Origin of the sequence: Pseudoalteromonas sp. DSM 26666 (genome assembly GCF_900116475.1) — a bacterium.
Classification (GTDB): Bacteria; Pseudomonadota; Gammaproteobacteria; order Enterobacterales; family Alteromonadaceae; genus Pseudoalteromonas; species Pseudoalteromonas tetraodonis.
This window is the reverse complement of the sequence record NZ_FPAR01000006.1, coordinates 26,452-42,539: the sequence shown is the minus strand read 5'-3', so window position 1 is coordinate 42,539 and position 16,088 is coordinate 26,452. Positions and strand designations below refer to the sequence as shown.

Sequence of the window (16,088 nt, the reverse complement as noted above, 5' to 3'; positions counted from 1 at the left end):
TCATGATTGAAGTATATGCTCCGGCGTCTATTGGTAATTTTACCGTTGGCTTTGATGCGCTGGGCGCCGCACTTGCGCCCATTGATGGCGGTTTATTAGGTGATGTGGCGGTTGTTAGTGCCGCATCGAGTGATGAATTTATTTGTACAGGCGACTATGCACATAAGCTACCTAGTGATGCGCAAGAAAATTTAGCGTATCAGTGTTTAGTGCACTTTAGAGCGCATGTTGCGCCTGATATGCCTGCGGTAAAGCTCGAACTTAGGAAAAATTTGCCGATTGGTTCGGGATTAGGCTCAAGTGCCTGCTCTGTGGTGGCGACATTTGCAGCACTGGATAAATTTGCCAAAACTAATTTAAGCCAAGTAGAGCTCATTGAGCTTATGGCAGATTTTGAAGCCGTTGTAAGTGGGGGGCGCCATTACGATAACATCACACCGTGTTATTTAGGTGGCTTACAGTTAACCGGTGATTTAATTCCTGATAAATCTATTGCTTTACCTGTTGATGAAAGCTGGTATTACGTTGCCGCATTTCCGGGTTTTTCGCTCAATACCGCAAAAGCGCGCTCTGTTTTACCAAAAGAGCTAAGTATGCATGCCGGGGTTGAGTTTGCTCAGCGTTTATCGGCGTTTAGTAGCTTACTGCTAACAGGGCGTTTTGATGATGCATTAAGCATTATGAAAGACGAAATAGCAGAGCCATACCGTGCGCCACTTATAAGCGGCTTTAGTGATGCCAAAGCAAGCTTACCAGCACTGGGTGCTGAAGTTGTGAGTATTTCAGGCGCAGGGCCGACCTTGTTTAGTGTATGTAAAACGCTTGAAGCGGCAGAGCAATGCGCGCAGTGGCTAGAGGAAAATTACATCAACGAGCAAGGCTTTTGCCATATTTGTAAATTAGATAACGACGGCACGCGTCAATTAAATGTTTTATAGGATAAAGAGTCATGCAATTACATAATTTAAAAGAATATTCACAAAAAGTGTCGTTTATTGAAGCTGTAAAAACAGGACTAGGGCGTAATCAAGGTGTGTTTTTTCCAGAGTCGTTAGCGCCATTAAGTGATGTTGATGCATTACTAGATATGGACTTTGTTACTCGCAGCGGCAAAATTTTATCGCACCTTATTGGTGACGAGCTGCCAAGTGATACTGTTGCCCAGATGGTTAAGAATGCGTTTAACTTTCCGGTTAAGCTGGTGGAAGTTGAAGATAATACCTATTGCTTAGAGTTATTTCACGGCCCAACACTGGCATTTAAAGATTTTGGTGGCCGTTTTATGGCCGAGTGCTTGGCGCAATTTAATCAAGGTGAAAAAGTCACTATTTTAACTGCAACATCGGGTGATACCGGGGCTGCCGTAGCGCATGCTTTTTATAACAAACCAAATATTGATGTCGTTATTTTATACCCTAAAGGTAAAATTTCATTAGCGCAGCAAAAGTTATTTACAACGCTTGGTGACAACATTCACTGTTATGCGATTGAGGGTAGTTTTGATGATTGCCAAGAGTTGGTTAAAAAATCATTTTTAGATGAAGAGCTAAAATCGAAGTTAGGTTTAAACTCAGCAAATTCAATTAATATTAGCCGTTTAGTCGCGCAGGTGTGTTATTACTTTGAAGCCATTGCACAGCTGCCAAAAGAAAAGCGTGCTACAGCGCATATTTCAGTACCGAGTGGTAACTTTGGTAATGTGTGTGCGGCTATGATTGGCGCTGTTATTGGTATGCCAGTTGGTAAACTAAGTGCGACTACAAACCAAAACGACACAGTACCGCGCTTTATGCTTGATAAAAATTGGACGCCTAATGCGACAATTGAATCGCTTTCAAATGCAATGGATGTGAGTAAACCTAATAACTGGCCACGTGTGCAATCAATGTTAGATAATAACTGGTTTAGTTATGATAACTTTTATTCGGTGAGTGTTGATGAGCAGCAAACACAAACAGTGATGAAAAAAATTCAACAGCTTGGCTATATTGCAGAGCCTCACACCGCAATTGCTTACCAAGGTCTTGTAGAAAATAAGGCAGCAGATGCTGTGGGGATTTTTTTAGCGACTGCGCATCCGGCCAAATTTAAAGACAGCGTTGAGGATATCCTTAATGTTGAATTAGATATGCCAAAGCCGTTAGCTGATGCATTAGCAAAACCGTGTTTAGCCACTGATATGCACAACGATTATGATATTTTGCGTACAGAGTTGTTTAAAAAGCTTGCCTAAAAAAGGCAGATAATAAAAGCGGCTTAGGCCGCTTTTTTTGTTTATTTATGCATCGCTTTAGACATAACGCATAAGCTATATAAATGTAGTAAATAGAATTCATTTAAAATTGTTATTAGTTTATAAAAAAATATCATCATCAAAATGCTGTGAAATAGTTTCAATCCCTGTTTAAATATCCTCAACTTAAGAGCGTAGGCAAAACGTCGTTTTAAGCGTACAATAAAGCCTCTAAAAAATACCCATACACGTTGCCCAGGAGACCCCAATGTTAGAACGTAGCATGAATATTTCGGACTTTGATCCAGAGTTATTTGACGCGATGAGCAAAGAAACATCACGTCAGGAAGAGCATATTGAGTTAATTGCATCTGAAAACTACTGTAGCCCACGCGTACTTGAAGCGCAGGGTTCTCAGCTGACTAACAAATACGCTGAAGGTTACCCGGGCAAACGTTACTACGGTGGCTGTGAGCACGTAGACGTGGTTGAGCAACTTGCTATTGACCGCGCAAATGAATTATTTGGTACAGATTACGCAAACGTACAGCCTCATGCCGGTTCACAAGCGAATGCTGCTGTTTTCCAAGCTCTTTTAAGCCCACTTGATACTGTATTAGGCATGAGCCTAGCGCACGGTGGTCATTTAACGCACGGCTCACACGTTAACTTCTCTGGTAAAACATACAACGCAATTCAGTATGGCCTTAACGAAGAAACTGGCGAAATTGATTACGCACAAGTTGAAGCGTTAGCACTTGAGCACAAACCAAAAATGATCATTGCTGGTTTTTCTGCATACTCAGGTATTGTTGATTGGGCTAAGTTCCGTGAAATTGCAGACAAAGTAGGTGCTTACTTATTTGTTGATATGGCGCACGTTGCAGGTTTAATTGCTGCGGGTGTTTACCCAAGCCCAGTGCCATTTGCTCACGTTGTAACAACCACAACACACAAAACATTAGCGGGTCCTCGCGGTGGTTTAATCATCTCTGCGTGTGGCGATGAAGAAATTTACAAAAAGCTAAACAGCGCTGTTTTCCCAGGTGGCCAAGGTGGTCCTTTATGTCATGTTATTGCTGCTAAAGCGGTCGCATTTAAAGAAGCACTTCAACCTGAGTTTAAAACATACCAAGCACAAGTTGTTAAAAATGCACAAGCAATGGTTGCGGTATTACAAGAGCGCGGCTACAAAGTAGTATCGGGTAAAACTGACAACCACTTATTCTTACTTGATTTAATCGACAAAGATATCACAGGTAAAGATGCAGATGCTGCCCTAGGTAATGCGAATATCACGGTTAACAAAAACTCAGTACCGAACGATCCACGTTCACCATTCGTTACCTCTGGTCTGCGTATTGGTTCACCAGCAATCACTCGTCGTGGCTTTAAAGAAGCTGAATCAAAAGAGTTAGCGGGCTGGATCTGTGACGTACTAGACAACATCGAAGATGAGTCAGTGCAAGCGCAAGTAAAAGAAAAAGTGAAAGCAATTTGTGCAAAATTACCTGTTTACGCTTAACCCAAGAGTAAAATAGTAATTTAGATCACAACTGCACACATTTTTGTTATGATAATGGCCGCTATTACAGCGGCCATTTTTTGTTTTTAAAACGGAAACACACAGTTATGCATTGCCCTTTTTGCACCGCCAAAGATACTAAAGTTATTGATTCTCGCCTTGTAGGTGGGGGACACCAAGTACGTAGACGTCGTGAATGTAATGAATGCCACGAACGATTTACCACCTTTGAAGGGGCTGAATTAGTGATGCCACGGGTCATCAAGCAAGATGGCAGCCGCGAACCGTTTAATGAAGATAAGTTACTAAATGGCTTAACTCGCGCCCTCGAAAAACGCCCCGTAAGCACTGAGCAAGTTGATGAAGTGGTTAATATTATTAAGTCGCAGTTACGTGCCACTGGCGAACGCGAGGTGTCTAGCCATTTGGTGGGTGAGTGCATTATGGAAGCGCTTAAAAAGTTAGATAAAGTGGCCTATGTAAGATTTGCCTCTGTGTATCGCTCGTTTGAAGATATACGCGAATTTGGTGAAGAAATAGCCCGCTTAGGGGAATAGTAATGACCAAGCAAAGTTCGTTTTCAGAGGATGATAAACGCTACATGGCTCGCGCTATTGAACTGGCAAAAAAAGGGCGCTTTACGACAACCCCTAATCCTAATGTTGGCTGCGTACTCGTAAAAAATAATAAAATAATAGGTGAAGGGTTTCATCAGTTAGCGGGTCAAGGTCATGCAGAGGTAAACGCACTGGCTATGGCTGGTGAAAATGCCAAAGGCGCAACCGCTTATGTAACACTTGAGCCTTGCAGTCATTATGGTCGAACACCGCCATGTGCTGAAGGGCTAAAAGCAGCCGGTGTTAAAAAAGTGATTGCCGCAATGGTTGACAGCAACCCGCAAGTTGCAGGCAAAGGTCTGAAAATTTTAGCGGATGCTGGTATAGAAGTTGCTCACGGATTACTTGAAGCGCAAGCTCGCGCATTAAACTTTGGGTTTTTTAAGCGCATGGAGCAGGGGTTACCCTTTGTGACTTGCAAAATGGCCGCCAGTATAGATGGTAAAACGGCGCTTAAAAACGGGCAAAGTAAATGGATAACTGGCCCCGCAGCACGCCAAGATGTGCAACTATACCGAGCACAAAGCTGTGCAATTTTAACCGGTGCCGATACGGTATTAATGGATGATGCAAAATTAAATGTGCGCCCAGAAGAGTTACCGTATTCTTTACCAACTGATTTACCACTGCGCCAACCGGTTCGCGTTGTTATTGACTCACAAAATAGACTTACCCCTGATCTTGCCTTATTTTCAATTCAAAGTGAGGTGATAATATTTACCACCAAGGTTGATAAATCGCATCAGTGGCCTCATTTTGTTAAACAGATTGAAGTACCTGAAAATAATAATAAAGTAGATTTACTGGCCGTGTTACACACGCTTGCCCAATTGCAGTTTAATAATGTGTGGCTAGAGGCCGGAGCAACACTGGCCGGTAAAATGACAGAACTTGATTTAATTGATGAGTTTGTTTTTTACATTGCTCCTAAATTAATGGGCAGCGATGCTAAAAGTTTACTAAATTTCCCAGAGTTAATGAGTATGCAAAATACCATTAATTTAACTTTTAATGAGTGTGTGCCAATCGGTGATGATTTACGTATCACAGCACTAAAAAAAGCTCATTAATCATTTTATATAAAGAGTAGCACTATGTTTACTGGAATAGTTGAAGCGACAGGTAAAATTGCGTTATTACAAAAAAAACAAGGTGATTTAGCTATTCGTATCCAAAGTAAAAACCTTGATATGAGTGATGTTAAGTTAGGTGACAGTATTGCAACTAATGGTGTATGCCTGACGGTTGTTGATAAGCATATTGATGGCTTTAGTGCTGACTTATCAAATGAAACGATTAGCTTAACAGGGTTTGCACATTACGCATTAGGGCAAACCGTTAATCTAGAAAAGGCGATGCAACCTGTTTCGCGCCTCGGTGGTCATTTAGTGTCTGGCCATGTAGATGGCATTGCCACTATCACAGCAATTAATGCCAATGCGCGAGCAACAGAATATTGGTTAGCCACCGATGAAAATTTAATGAAATACATTCCTTACAAAGGGTCGGTTTGTATTGATGGTATTAGCCTGACGGTTAATGCAGTTGAAGGTAATAAATTTAAACTGACGATTGTGCCCCACACCAGCGGGCAAACGACCATAGCTGATTTTCAAGTCGGTACCAAAGTGAATTTAGAGGTCGACCAAATAGCACGTTATTTAGAGCGCCTAGTTAGAGGGGCTGAACAACCTACGGGTTCAGATATTTCGATGAGCTTACTCGCTAAAGCGGGCTTTATAAAATAACGACATTGACAACTTATACGAGCAACTTATGAATTTAAACAGCGCACAAGAAATAATTGATGACATTAAAGCCGGTAAAATGGTTATTTTAATGGATGATGAAGACAGAGAAAATGAAGGCGATTTAATTATTGCTGCTGAGCACATTAGTGCAGAAGCCATTAACTTTATGGCGACTCATGGCCGTGGACTAATTTGTTTAACCATGACTCAAGAGCGTTGCTCGCAGCTTGATTTACCATTAATGGTAAAAAATAATGGTGCTGCATTCTCAACTAACTTTACTATGTCTATTGAAGCATCAAAAGGGGTTACCACAGGTATTTCTGCAGCGGATCGTGCCCGCACTGTTCAAGCTGCCATCGCGAAAGGCGCTGTGCCAAGCGATATTGTACAACCAGGTCATATTTTTCCTATTATGGCGCAACCAGGCGGCGTGTTAACACGTGCCGGGCATACAGAAGCGGGGTGTGACTTAGCGCGTTTAGCAGGGCTTGAGCCATCATCAGTGATTGTAGAAATCCTAAATGAAGATGGCACCATGGCGCGTCGTCCTGATTTAGAAGTATTTGCTAAGCAACATGATATTAAAATTGGCACCATTGCTGATTTAATCGAGTACCGTAACCTAAACGAAACCACAATTGAGCAAGTTGCAAAATGTAAATTGCCAACTGAACATGGTGAGTTTGACTTAGTGACTTACAAAGACACCATTGATGGGCAGTTACACTATGCATTGCTTAAAGGTGAAATAAAGCAACAAGAACCGACCTTAGTACGTGTGCATTTACAAAGTACCTTTAACGATATTTTACTCTCTGATCGCAATGCTGACCGTAGTTGGGGTTTATCGCAAGCAATGGCTTATATTGCTGAGCATAATGGCGCCTTAGTTATTTTAGGTAAGCAAGAAAGCACTGAAGAGTTAGAAGCCACAGTAAAAGCGTTTGCCGCAGCTGATGCGGGTGAAAATGTGACGCCACGTAAATTTCAAGGTACTTCGCGCACCGTCGGTGTGGGTTCGCAAATTCTGGCTGATTTAGGTATTCAAAAAATGCGTTTGATGAGTTTACCTAAAAAATACCATGCATTATCAGGGTTCCATTTAGAAGTGGTTGACTACGTAGAGCCACAATAATTACGCGCTAGGTTATTATTTTATTTATGTGGTATAATGCGCATCAATTTTTGTGCAACCGAAATCGCTTAAACTTATTTTTAGGGTTATCAAATGAAAATTATTGAAGGTAATAAATACGCTCCAGGCAAAAAGTTTGCCATTGTCATTTCTCGTTTTAATGACTTTATTGGTAGTAGCTTGCTTGCAGGTGCTGTTGATGAGCTAAAACGTACTGGTGGAGTATCAGAAGACGATATTACCGTGATTTACGTACCCGGTGCGGTTGAATTACCTTTAGCAGCGAAACGCGTTGCAGCAAAAAAAGAATATGATGCAATTATCGCCTTAGGTGTAGTGATCAGAGGGGGCACGCCTCACTTTGATCTCGTCGCTGGCGAGTCAAATAAAGGGCTTGCACAAGTATCGCTTGAGTATGATATCCCGGTTGCATTTGGCGTATTAACCACTGAAAGCATTGAGCAAGCAATTGAGCGCGCAGGTACCAAAATGGGTAACAAAGGCGGCGAAGCTGCTTTAGGTGCGCTTGAAATGGTTAATGTGTTAGATAAAATTTAAGTTTAAGGAATTTTTGTGAAACCAGCAGCAAGACGTAAAGCACGTATCTTAGCACTTCAAGCCGTGTATTCATGGCAATTAAGCGGCAATGCAATTGCCGATATCGAACAACAAATGTTGATCGAAAACGATGTGACTAAAATTGATGTTGAATATTTTAAAGATTTAGCGCGTGGAGTTGCCGTAAATCATAAGCAACTAGACGAAGCTGTATCGCCTCATTTAACTCGTCCATTTGATGAATTAGACGAAGTTGAACGTGCAATCTTACGTTTAAGCAGCTACGAGCTTAAATTTCGTGAAGATGTTCCTTACAAAGTGGCTATCAATGAAAGCATTGAATTAGCGAAAATGTTTGGCGCTGAAGATAGCCATAAATTTGTAAACGGTGTACTTGATAAAGCTGTAAAACAGTTACGCAAGTCATAACAACTTAAGCTGCATATTAATTTCAGTGAGTTGTTATAAATAACCGTTAAAAAGGAGAGCCGGCATAGGTCGGCTTTTTTGTGTATGAAGGAATTTGAATTAATTAATCACTACTTTAAAGGTCGCGGTATCACTCGTCGCGATGTTAATTTAGGGATTGGAGATGACTGTGCGCTTGTCACTGTACCAGCAAACTGTCAGCTTGCTGTAACAACAGATACCTTAGTTGCTGGGGTGCATTTTTTTCATGATATCTCTCCTCGCGCATTAGGGCATCGAGCTCTGGCAGTAAATTTAAGTGATTTAGCTGCCATGGGTGCAGAGCCTACATGGGTATCGGTTGCACTCACGTTGCCAAGTATCGATCCACAATGGATTGCAGAACTGACTGACGGTATGCATGAAATTGCTGAGTACTTTAATGTACAAATTATTGGTGGCGATACGACTCAAGGCCCACTCAGTATTACTATTTGTGCAAAAGGCACGGTTCCTGAAGGTAAAGCACTGCGTCGAAGTGGCGCAAAAGTGGGCGACTGGATTTTTGTAACCGGACCGCTAGGTGATGCTGGTTTGGCAATTGAGTCAAAAAAACAAGGTTTGCCAGTTGCACCTGAACATTTAAAGCATATTAATAAATGTTTAAACTTTCCAACGCCACGCGTGGCCGCCGGACAAGCTTTGCGTGGCTTAGCGTCATCAGCTATTGATATTTCAGACGGTTTACTTGCTGATTTAGGTCACATTTTGGATTTGTCACAGGTCAGTGCAACAATCAATATTGAAAATGTACCTACTTCTGATGCGATGCAAGCGAGTCTTGATTTTGAGCAACAGCTTCCTTTTATACTCAACTATGGCGATGACTATGAACTACTTTACACTGTCCCAGACAGTAATAAGAGTATGCTCGATATTAAGTTGCGCCAATACGGTGTAGAAGCAACCTGTATCGGCCAAATCAAAAGTGGTGACGGGAATATAGAATTATTACACCAAGGTGAAAAGTTTGTTTTTGAGCACAAAGGCTTTGAGCACTTTTCCAAGGAGCAGGTTTGAATAAAAACCGATTATTTAATTTAAAACGCCCACATCAATTTTTTGGTTTGGGTTTTGGTACAGGGCTTGCGCCTAAAGCCCCTGGTACATTTGGTACTTTAGCGGCGTTACCATTTATTTTTATTACCATGCATTTTCCGTTATGGTTACAAATTGTATTTGCGGTGGTGATCAGTATATTTGGTATTTGGGCATGTGGAAAAACAGCTGATGACCTTCAAGTTCATGATCATCCAGCTATTGTTTGGGATGAAGTCGCTGGTTACTATATAACGATGATTGGTGCAGCACTGAATTGGCAAACATTATTAGTGGGCTTTTTACTATTTCGCTTTTTTGATATAGCAAAGCCAGGGCCGATTCGTATACTTGATAAACGTGCTCATGGTGGGTTTGGTATTATGGCCGATGATGTACTTGCAGGTATTTTTTCGCTTATTTGTTTGCAAGCATTGATAAAAGTAGGTTTACTACCCTTTTAATTTATTATTTGTTTAACTAGGTGGCAGCACTATGATGCGATTTTTATTGGTTTGTGTACTCTTGATGTGTGCCATGCCAAGTACGGCTTCAATTACTGATTACGTAGTTAAACAATGGAACATTAAAGACGGACTTCCCTCACAATCCCTCAAAAGTGTGGTGCAAGATAACCAAGGCTACATGTGGCTTGGTACGCAATTCGGATTAAGCCGATTTGATGGTAACACTTTTACTAATTACAACACTCAAAATAGTCTGTTTTTACCGAGCAATGGCATCAATAAATTACTGATTGATGGCCAAGGACTATTATGGATAGGCACGAAAAACGGCCTCGTTGTTATAGACCCAGAAAAGCTAACCGCACAAGAGTTTAATATTAAAGGCCCTGTTAGAGATATTCTTGAAGACTCTAAAGGCAGTATTTGGATAGCAGCTAATGGGCTTTATTACATAGACAGAGGCCAGATAGAGCTGCGCGACCAGCTAAACAATCCGAGCCCTATCGTAAATGCCACTGCGATCACCCAAATAGTAGGGTCAGTCAGTAAAATGGCGCTCTCACCAGAGGGAATTTGGCTGGTTAACGATCGTAATTTATTGCGCTTGACGCAAAGCGCGTCTGATTTTTCTAAATTGCGCTTAGAGCTTACCGCTAAAGTGGCCTTGCCTGATCGTTTAGCACAAACAATTGTTCACGACTTATCCTTTTTAAATGGCAATTTATATCTTGCTTCTGAGCTAGGCGCTTACTTTTTAGATTTAGATGATGAGCTACGCCCATTTCCGCTGCCTAACGCTAACAACTCAGCCGTTTATAAGTTTATGAGTGATGGCAATGGTGGCTTGTGGGTATCGACTTATGGGCGCTTATTGTTCAGAGGGAAGTCGGATGATTGGCAATGGGTTGAGCCCAGTCAATTAGATCAAAGTATTTGGTTTGCCGATATATTTAGAGATGATGAAAATAATATATGGTTAGCGAGTTTTAGTGAGGGACTTTGGCTTGCTCATGAAGGGCGAATAGAGCGCCATTCAGCCATTTCTAAAATGACCGAAGCGGTTATGGCCATTAGTAAATCACCAGATGGTAAGTTATGGATTGCCAACAAAAGCGGCGTAGGCTATTTCGATGCCGATAAAACGTTTATCAATGTCATCAACAGTGCCAAGTATGGTAATGCCTCAGTACATGACTTACAGTTTGACGGCAATCGTCTTTATGTTGCCACTGGTAGAGGTTTGTTTTTTTACGAGTCGAATACCTTATACAGTTTCCCTGCCCGTGCGCTGAGTGATAATCCTGTATTTGCTATTAGTACGTCGACTAAAGGCGGCTTTTGGGTGGGCACTGGGCGAGGCTTATATCGTTTAAATTACAACGGGTTAAACCCTTTTGCGTACAATGCTTTTTTAGGCAGTAAGTTTGTAACCTATGTTTTAGATAAACCAAATTTTGGGGTGATTGGTACCAGTAAAGGGGCGTATTACTTTACTGAACGCGGGATAGAAAAAATAGGCGACCAAACCACTTTGGAAAGTGCGTACGTTACTAGTATTTTACACATTAAAGGCGTGGGGATTTTAATTGGCTCGCTTAACGATGGTTTGTTTTATCGCAGTGGACAAGGGCAGTGGCAGCAATTAGATGCCGCCAATGGGCTGCCATATGGTTCTATATTTAGTCTTGAGTACGATGATACTACAAAACGCATTTGGGTAAGCACCATGAAAGGGGTTTATCGCATGCCGGTTGAGCAATTCAAAGCCAACATTGAAAGCCTAAAAGTGGAGGAAGTGATCTCTTCATTTGATCGACAGCTCGATGGTAAAGCAAGTCAATGCTGTAATGGTTTAGGCCATGATGCGGTGGTTGATATGGATAATTCAATTTGGTATCCCAGCTTGCAAGGTGTTGTAGAAATTCCTAAAGACGTAGAATTATTTGGACTGCGTTCACTTAAACCAACTATAGAAACTTTAACCACGCCATCACGAAAACTTGCTGCGGCTGCGTTAGGTAAAAAGCCAGTACTTAAAACTGACGAGCGTGATGTAACGCTTACCTATACCGCTATCGATTATTATGCACCTGCAAGTATAGAGTTTAGGTATAAACTCAATGGACTTGATAATGATTGGCGCTATGCAAATACCCGCCGAGAAGCAATTTACACTAACTTACCAGCAGGTATGTTTTTATTTGAATTAGAGACAAAACGTCAAGGTGAAGATTGGGGCAAAGCGCAATCGGCCGAATACGCTTTTGTGGTGCCTGAGCGATTTGGTGAAACTATATATTTTAGATTACTGATCACCAGTGGTTTTGTGTTGCTCTTTTATTTGGTGTTTTGGGTATTTAAAGTTCAAGAGCGACGTAAGCAGCAAGTTCTTGAGGGGCTTATTACTGAGCGAACCCTTGAGCTTCGCCAAGCAAACGATAAATTAAACCAAGTAAACTCTCAGCTTAAACTTGTTAGTCACTCTGATGAGCTAACAGGGCTGAGAAGTCGCCGTTTTTTGTTTGATCAACTACCAAAAGATATTGAGCATTTTCAGCGTAACTCGCAGTCATTGCAGGCTCAAGGTAAATCGTTGGTGTTGTTAATTATTAATTTAGATAACTTTAGCCGCATTAACGATGCCTATGGCCCTATTGCTGGAGATAGCTGTTTACAACAAGTAGCGGCATTACTTAACTCGCGTACCCAAGGTTCTGATTATGTTGCCCGTTGGAGTGGTGATGAGTTTTTACTGTTATTGCGCGATTTTAAATGTAATTTAATCGACAGCTATGTATCTGAATTATGCCAAGCAATTGCAGATTATTCGTTTCAGCTTCCTAACGGTGAAACAACCAATATAACAGCGTCAGTCGGGTGGTCGTTCTATCCGTTACCTCTCTTAGGTGGGCAAGTTATTAGCTGGGAAACATCAATTAATCTAGCTGACATAGCATTACATCAAGTTAAAAAACGTGGCGGCGATGGCGTCGCTAATATTACCTTTGACGAGCAATTAGATGCATTTGAGTTTGAGCAAAACCCCAATGTTGAACAGCAAATTGGTTTGTTACAAAGCAATGGTCTAGCCGATATTAAGGTATGGATGCGCTAGAGGTTATAGATGAGCAATAAAAAAGGAGCCAATGGCTCCTTTTTTATTAAACACGATAAGTGTTAGCTCATAAATGATTTAATTGAAGTTAAAATACCGTGTTCACCTAACCCCATTTCATCGTGCATTTGCTGTTGTGTGCCATGTTTAATGAATTCATCAGGAATACCTAAGTTAAGCACTTTTACATCGGCTTTAATGCTCGCTAAATATTCATTAACTGCAGAGCCTGCACCGCCCGCAATAGCGTTATCTTCAAGGGTTACAATAATATCGTGATCATTAATCAGCTCATCAATTAATGCCGTATCAAGTGGCTTAATAAATCGCATGTTAACTAGAGTGGCATTGAGCTCATCAGTGGCAAGTTGTGCGTTTTCAAGCAAGGTACCAAATGACAATATAGCCACTTTAGTACCTTTTTTAATTACATTCGCTTTACCCATTTCAAGTTGTTGCATAGTGCTTTGAATGTCTGCTGAGCCTGCACTACCACGCGGGTAACGAACAGCAACAGGACAATTAGCTTGATAGCCTGTATAAAGCATATGACGGCATTCGTTAGTATTACTTGGGGCCATAATGACCATATTAGGTATACAGCGCATAAAGCTTAAGTCGTAGGCGCCTTGATGGGTTTCACCATCGGCTCCAACAATACCGGCGCGGTCTATAGCAAATAATACCGGTAGATTTTGCAGTGCAACGTCGTGAATTAGTTGATCGTACGCGCGTTGTAAAAAGCTAGAATAGATAGCCACAACGGGCTTTAAGCCCTCACAAGCAAAACCTGCAGCAAGAGTAACAGCGTGTTGTTCTGCTATTGCTACGTCAAAGTATTGTTCTGGATACTCTTTAGAAAAACGTACCATGCCTGAACCTTCACGCATAGCTGGCGTGATTGCCATGAGCTTACTGTCTTGCTCGGCCATGTCACAAAGCCAATCACCAAACACATTTGAGAAAGTCGCCGCACCTGGCTTAGATTTTGGTAAGCTTGATGTTGCAGGATCAAATTTTGGTACGCCATGATAACCAATCGGATCGGCTTCGGCAGGCTTGTAACCTTTGCCTTTCTGGGTTTTTATATGTAAAAGCTGTGGGCCTTTTAAGTTACGCATATTGCGCAGCGTATCAACCAACATATTCACATCATGTCCATCAATTGGGCCAATGTAATTTAGACCTAATTCTTCAAAAAAAGTACCCGGGATCATCATCCCTTTAATGTGTTCTTCCATACGGCTGGCAAGCTCTTTTACCGGCGGTACACCAGAGAGCAGCTTTTTACTGCCTTCGCGGATGTTGGTATAAAAGCTACCTGATAAAATACGCGCAAAATGATTGGTTAACGCACCGACATTTTCAGATATCGACATTTCGTTATCGTTCAAAATGATCAGCATGTCTGATTTAACATCGCCAAGGTGGTTCATTGCTTCAAAGGCCATACCAGCAGTAATTGCGCCATCGCCTATTACCGCGACTGTTTTGCGCCCTTTGCCTTCTTTTTGTGCAGCAATAGACATACCTAACGCCGCAGAAATTGAGGTACTTGAATGGCCAACACTAAAGGTGTCGTATTCACTTTCATCTCTAAAAGGGAAAGGATGCAATCCGTCTTTTTGGCGAATGGTATGCATTTGATCACGACGGCCAGTCAGTATTTTATGCGGATAAGCTTGATGACCCACATCCCAGACCAAGCGGTCATCGGGTGTGTTGTATACATAATGTAGTGCAACGGTAAGTTCTACGGTTCCTAAACCAGACGCTAAATGGCCGCTACTTTGCGATACCGAATTGAGTAAATAGTCACGCAATTCATGGCTAAATGCAGGAAGCTTATCTTGTGCTAAGTCTCGCAAGTGGGCTGGTTCGTTCACCAAATCAAGTAATGGATACTTGCTGCTATCAAGTGTCATGGTTTTTTATATATCCTTCGCTAATATTAACCCTCCTCAAAACAAACGAGGTTTAAAAGGCGACTTAATATTCAGTAATAATTTTATACTAAGAGTTAATACGTTTTAGCTGTATTTAATGGTCACGTTCAATTAAATAGTTAGCCAATGCCGCTAAATCTGTTGTGTCTGCGTCAATGTTAGCTAATGCCTCATGGGCTTGTTGTATTAAATTTTGTGCTTTTTGCTTAGCGCCTAGCATACCTAATAAAGCGGGGTATGTCGCTTTATTCGCTGCAATATCTGACCCTTGTGGCTTGCCTAAAGTAAGCGTATCGCCCTCAACATCTAAAATATCGTCATGAACTTGAAATGCAAGCCCTATAGCGTATCCAAAAGTTGATAAGTTATCTAAAGTTTGTTGGCTTGTATTAGGAGCGCACAGTGCGCCAAGAGTGATCGCACAATTTATTAGCGCACCGGTTTTAAGTTTATGAATGCGTTCTAACTCATCAACAGTAATAACCTTATCGGTTGCTGCAATATCGCGGCCTTGTCCGGCAACCATACCTTGTAACCCCGATGCATGCGCTAGTGCTGCGATCATTTTTAATTGTGCTTCAGTCGAACATTTAAATGTGTGCTTAGCAATAAGTTCAAATGCTAAAGTTTGCAGTGCATCTCCAGCTAAAATCGCTTGTGCTTCACCGTATACAATATGACATGTAGGGCGACCACGGCGTAAATCATCATCATCCATAGCGGGTAAGTCGTCATGCACTAATGAATAACTATGAATACATTCAATGGCTGCGGCAAGTACATCTAAATCACGCTTGTCAGCACCGAGTATTTTACCTGTGGTGTACACTAAAAACGGGCGCAGTCTTTTACCACCATTCATTACACTGTAATGTGTGGCTTCTTTTATAGTATTGTCGCTTTCAAGAGGTTGTTCAAAATAAAGGTTGAGCGTATTAGCTACATCATCTTGAGCGAGTTTTATTTGTTCTTTTATGCTCACGATTATTCCATATCGTTATCAAACTGAGTAAGCGGTGCTTTTTCGTCATTACCCATTAATATCGACACCTTTTGCTCAGCTTGTTGAAGTTTGCCTGAAGATGCGCTCGCAAGTGCAATACCTCGCTCAAATTGCTTTAAAGACTGTTCAAGCGATAAATCACCTTGTTCCATTTCACTGACAATTGTTGTTAACTCTTCTAGTGCTTGTTCGAAACTTAAATTTTCAGGTTTTTTAGTCGCCATCTTTA

Annotated in this window: 15 protein-coding genes; 12 read left to right on the top strand and 3 right to left on the bottom strand. The window is 41.5% G+C overall.

The features are described from left to right. Window positions 1–2: 2 nt before the first annotated feature. From thrB to BM380_RS12060, 12 genes are all read left to right on the top strand, one after another. On the top strand, window positions 3–938 hold the full coding sequence (gene thrB / locus BM380_RS12115; RefSeq protein ID WP_090494551.1) for a homoserine kinase: 936 nt from the start codon (window positions 3–5) through the stop codon (window positions 936–938). Between the two features lie 11 nt (window positions 939–949). Then, complete coding sequence (thrC, locus tag BM380_RS12110; RefSeq protein ID WP_090494549.1) at window positions 950–2,233, top strand: threonine synthase; 1,284 nt, start codon at window positions 950–952, stop codon at window positions 2,231–2,233. A 268-nt stretch (window positions 2,234–2,501) separates the two neighbouring features. Next, a complete protein-coding gene (glyA, locus tag BM380_RS12105) occupies window positions 2,502–3,758 on the top strand; it encodes a serine hydroxymethyltransferase (protein ID WP_013464229.1) in 1,257 nt (418 codons plus the stop codon). A 107-nt stretch (window positions 3,759–3,865) separates the two neighbouring features. Then, window positions 3,866–4,315 carry a transcriptional regulator NrdR gene (gene nrdR / locus BM380_RS12100; protein ID WP_010390928.1) on the top strand — a complete coding sequence of 150 codons (450 nt, stop codon included), beginning with the start codon at window positions 3,866–3,868 and terminating at the stop codon, window positions 4,313–4,315. A gap of 2 nt (window positions 4,316–4,317) precedes the next feature. Further along, the gene (ribD, locus tag BM380_RS12095) at window positions 4,318–5,445 is read left to right on the top strand and encodes a bifunctional diaminohydroxyphosphoribosylaminopyrimidine deaminase/5-amino-6-(5-phosphoribosylamino)uracil reductase RibD (protein ID WP_090494547.1); all 1,128 of its coding nucleotides are present in this window, start codon (window positions 4,318–4,320) and stop codon (window positions 5,443–5,445) included. Window positions 5,446–5,469: 24 nt separating this feature from the next. Continuing rightward, on the top strand, window positions 5,470–6,123 hold the full coding sequence (locus tag BM380_RS12090) for a riboflavin synthase (RefSeq protein ID WP_008110218.1): 654 nt from the start codon (window positions 5,470–5,472) through the stop codon (window positions 6,121–6,123). Between the two features lie 28 nt (window positions 6,124–6,151). Then, entirely contained in the window at window positions 6,152–7,264 is a 1,113-nt protein-coding gene (ribBA, locus tag BM380_RS12085; RefSeq protein ID WP_013464232.1) for a bifunctional 3,4-dihydroxy-2-butanone-4-phosphate synthase/GTP cyclohydrolase II, read from the top strand. 93 nt (window positions 7,265–7,357) lie between these two features. Then, entirely contained in the window at window positions 7,358–7,822 is a 465-nt protein-coding gene (gene ribE, locus BM380_RS12080; RefSeq protein WP_008110216.1) for a 6,7-dimethyl-8-ribityllumazine synthase, read from the top strand. A gap of 15 nt (window positions 7,823–7,837) precedes the next feature. Continuing rightward, the gene (nusB, locus tag BM380_RS12075; protein WP_008110215.1) at window positions 7,838–8,251 is read left to right on the top strand and encodes a transcription antitermination factor NusB; all 414 of its coding nucleotides are present in this window, start codon (window positions 7,838–7,840) and stop codon (window positions 8,249–8,251) included. Between the two features lie 84 nt (window positions 8,252–8,335). Next, window positions 8,336–9,310, top strand: coding sequence for a thiamine-phosphate kinase (gene thiL / locus BM380_RS12070; protein WP_008110214.1), 975 nt, complete (start codon window positions 8,336–8,338; stop codon window positions 9,308–9,310). Continuing rightward, window positions 9,307–9,792, top strand: a complete 486-nt coding sequence (locus tag BM380_RS12065) for a phosphatidylglycerophosphatase A family protein (protein ID WP_008110211.1) — start codon at window positions 9,307–9,309, stop codon at window positions 9,790–9,792. The genes thiL and BM380_RS12065 overlap by 4 nt, the downstream gene beginning before the upstream one ends. A 31-nt stretch (window positions 9,793–9,823) precedes the next feature. After that, entirely contained in the window at window positions 9,824–12,910 is a 3,087-nt protein-coding gene (locus tag BM380_RS12060) for a ligand-binding sensor domain-containing diguanylate cyclase (protein ID WP_024600857.1), read from the top strand. A gap of 62 nt (window positions 12,911–12,972) precedes the next feature. On the opposite strand, the gene dxs is transcribed toward BM380_RS12060, so the two are convergent. From dxs to xseB, 3 genes are all read right to left on the bottom strand, one after another. Continuing rightward, window positions 12,973–14,835, bottom strand: a complete 1,863-nt coding sequence (gene dxs / locus BM380_RS12055; protein WP_090494545.1) for a 1-deoxy-D-xylulose-5-phosphate synthase — start codon at window positions 14,833–14,835, stop codon at window positions 12,973–12,975. A 115-nt stretch (window positions 14,836–14,950) separates the two neighbouring features. Continuing rightward, window positions 14,951–15,838, bottom strand: a complete 888-nt coding sequence (gene ispA / locus BM380_RS12050) for a (2E,6E)-farnesyl diphosphate synthase (protein ID WP_013464235.1) — start codon at window positions 15,836–15,838, stop codon at window positions 14,951–14,953. A 2-nt stretch (window positions 15,839–15,840) separates the two neighbouring features. Further along, on the bottom strand, window positions 15,841–16,083 hold the full coding sequence (gene xseB, locus BM380_RS12045) for an exodeoxyribonuclease VII small subunit (RefSeq protein WP_008110204.1): 243 nt from the start codon (window positions 16,081–16,083) through the stop codon (window positions 15,841–15,843). Window positions 16,084–16,088: the final 5 nt, after the last annotated feature.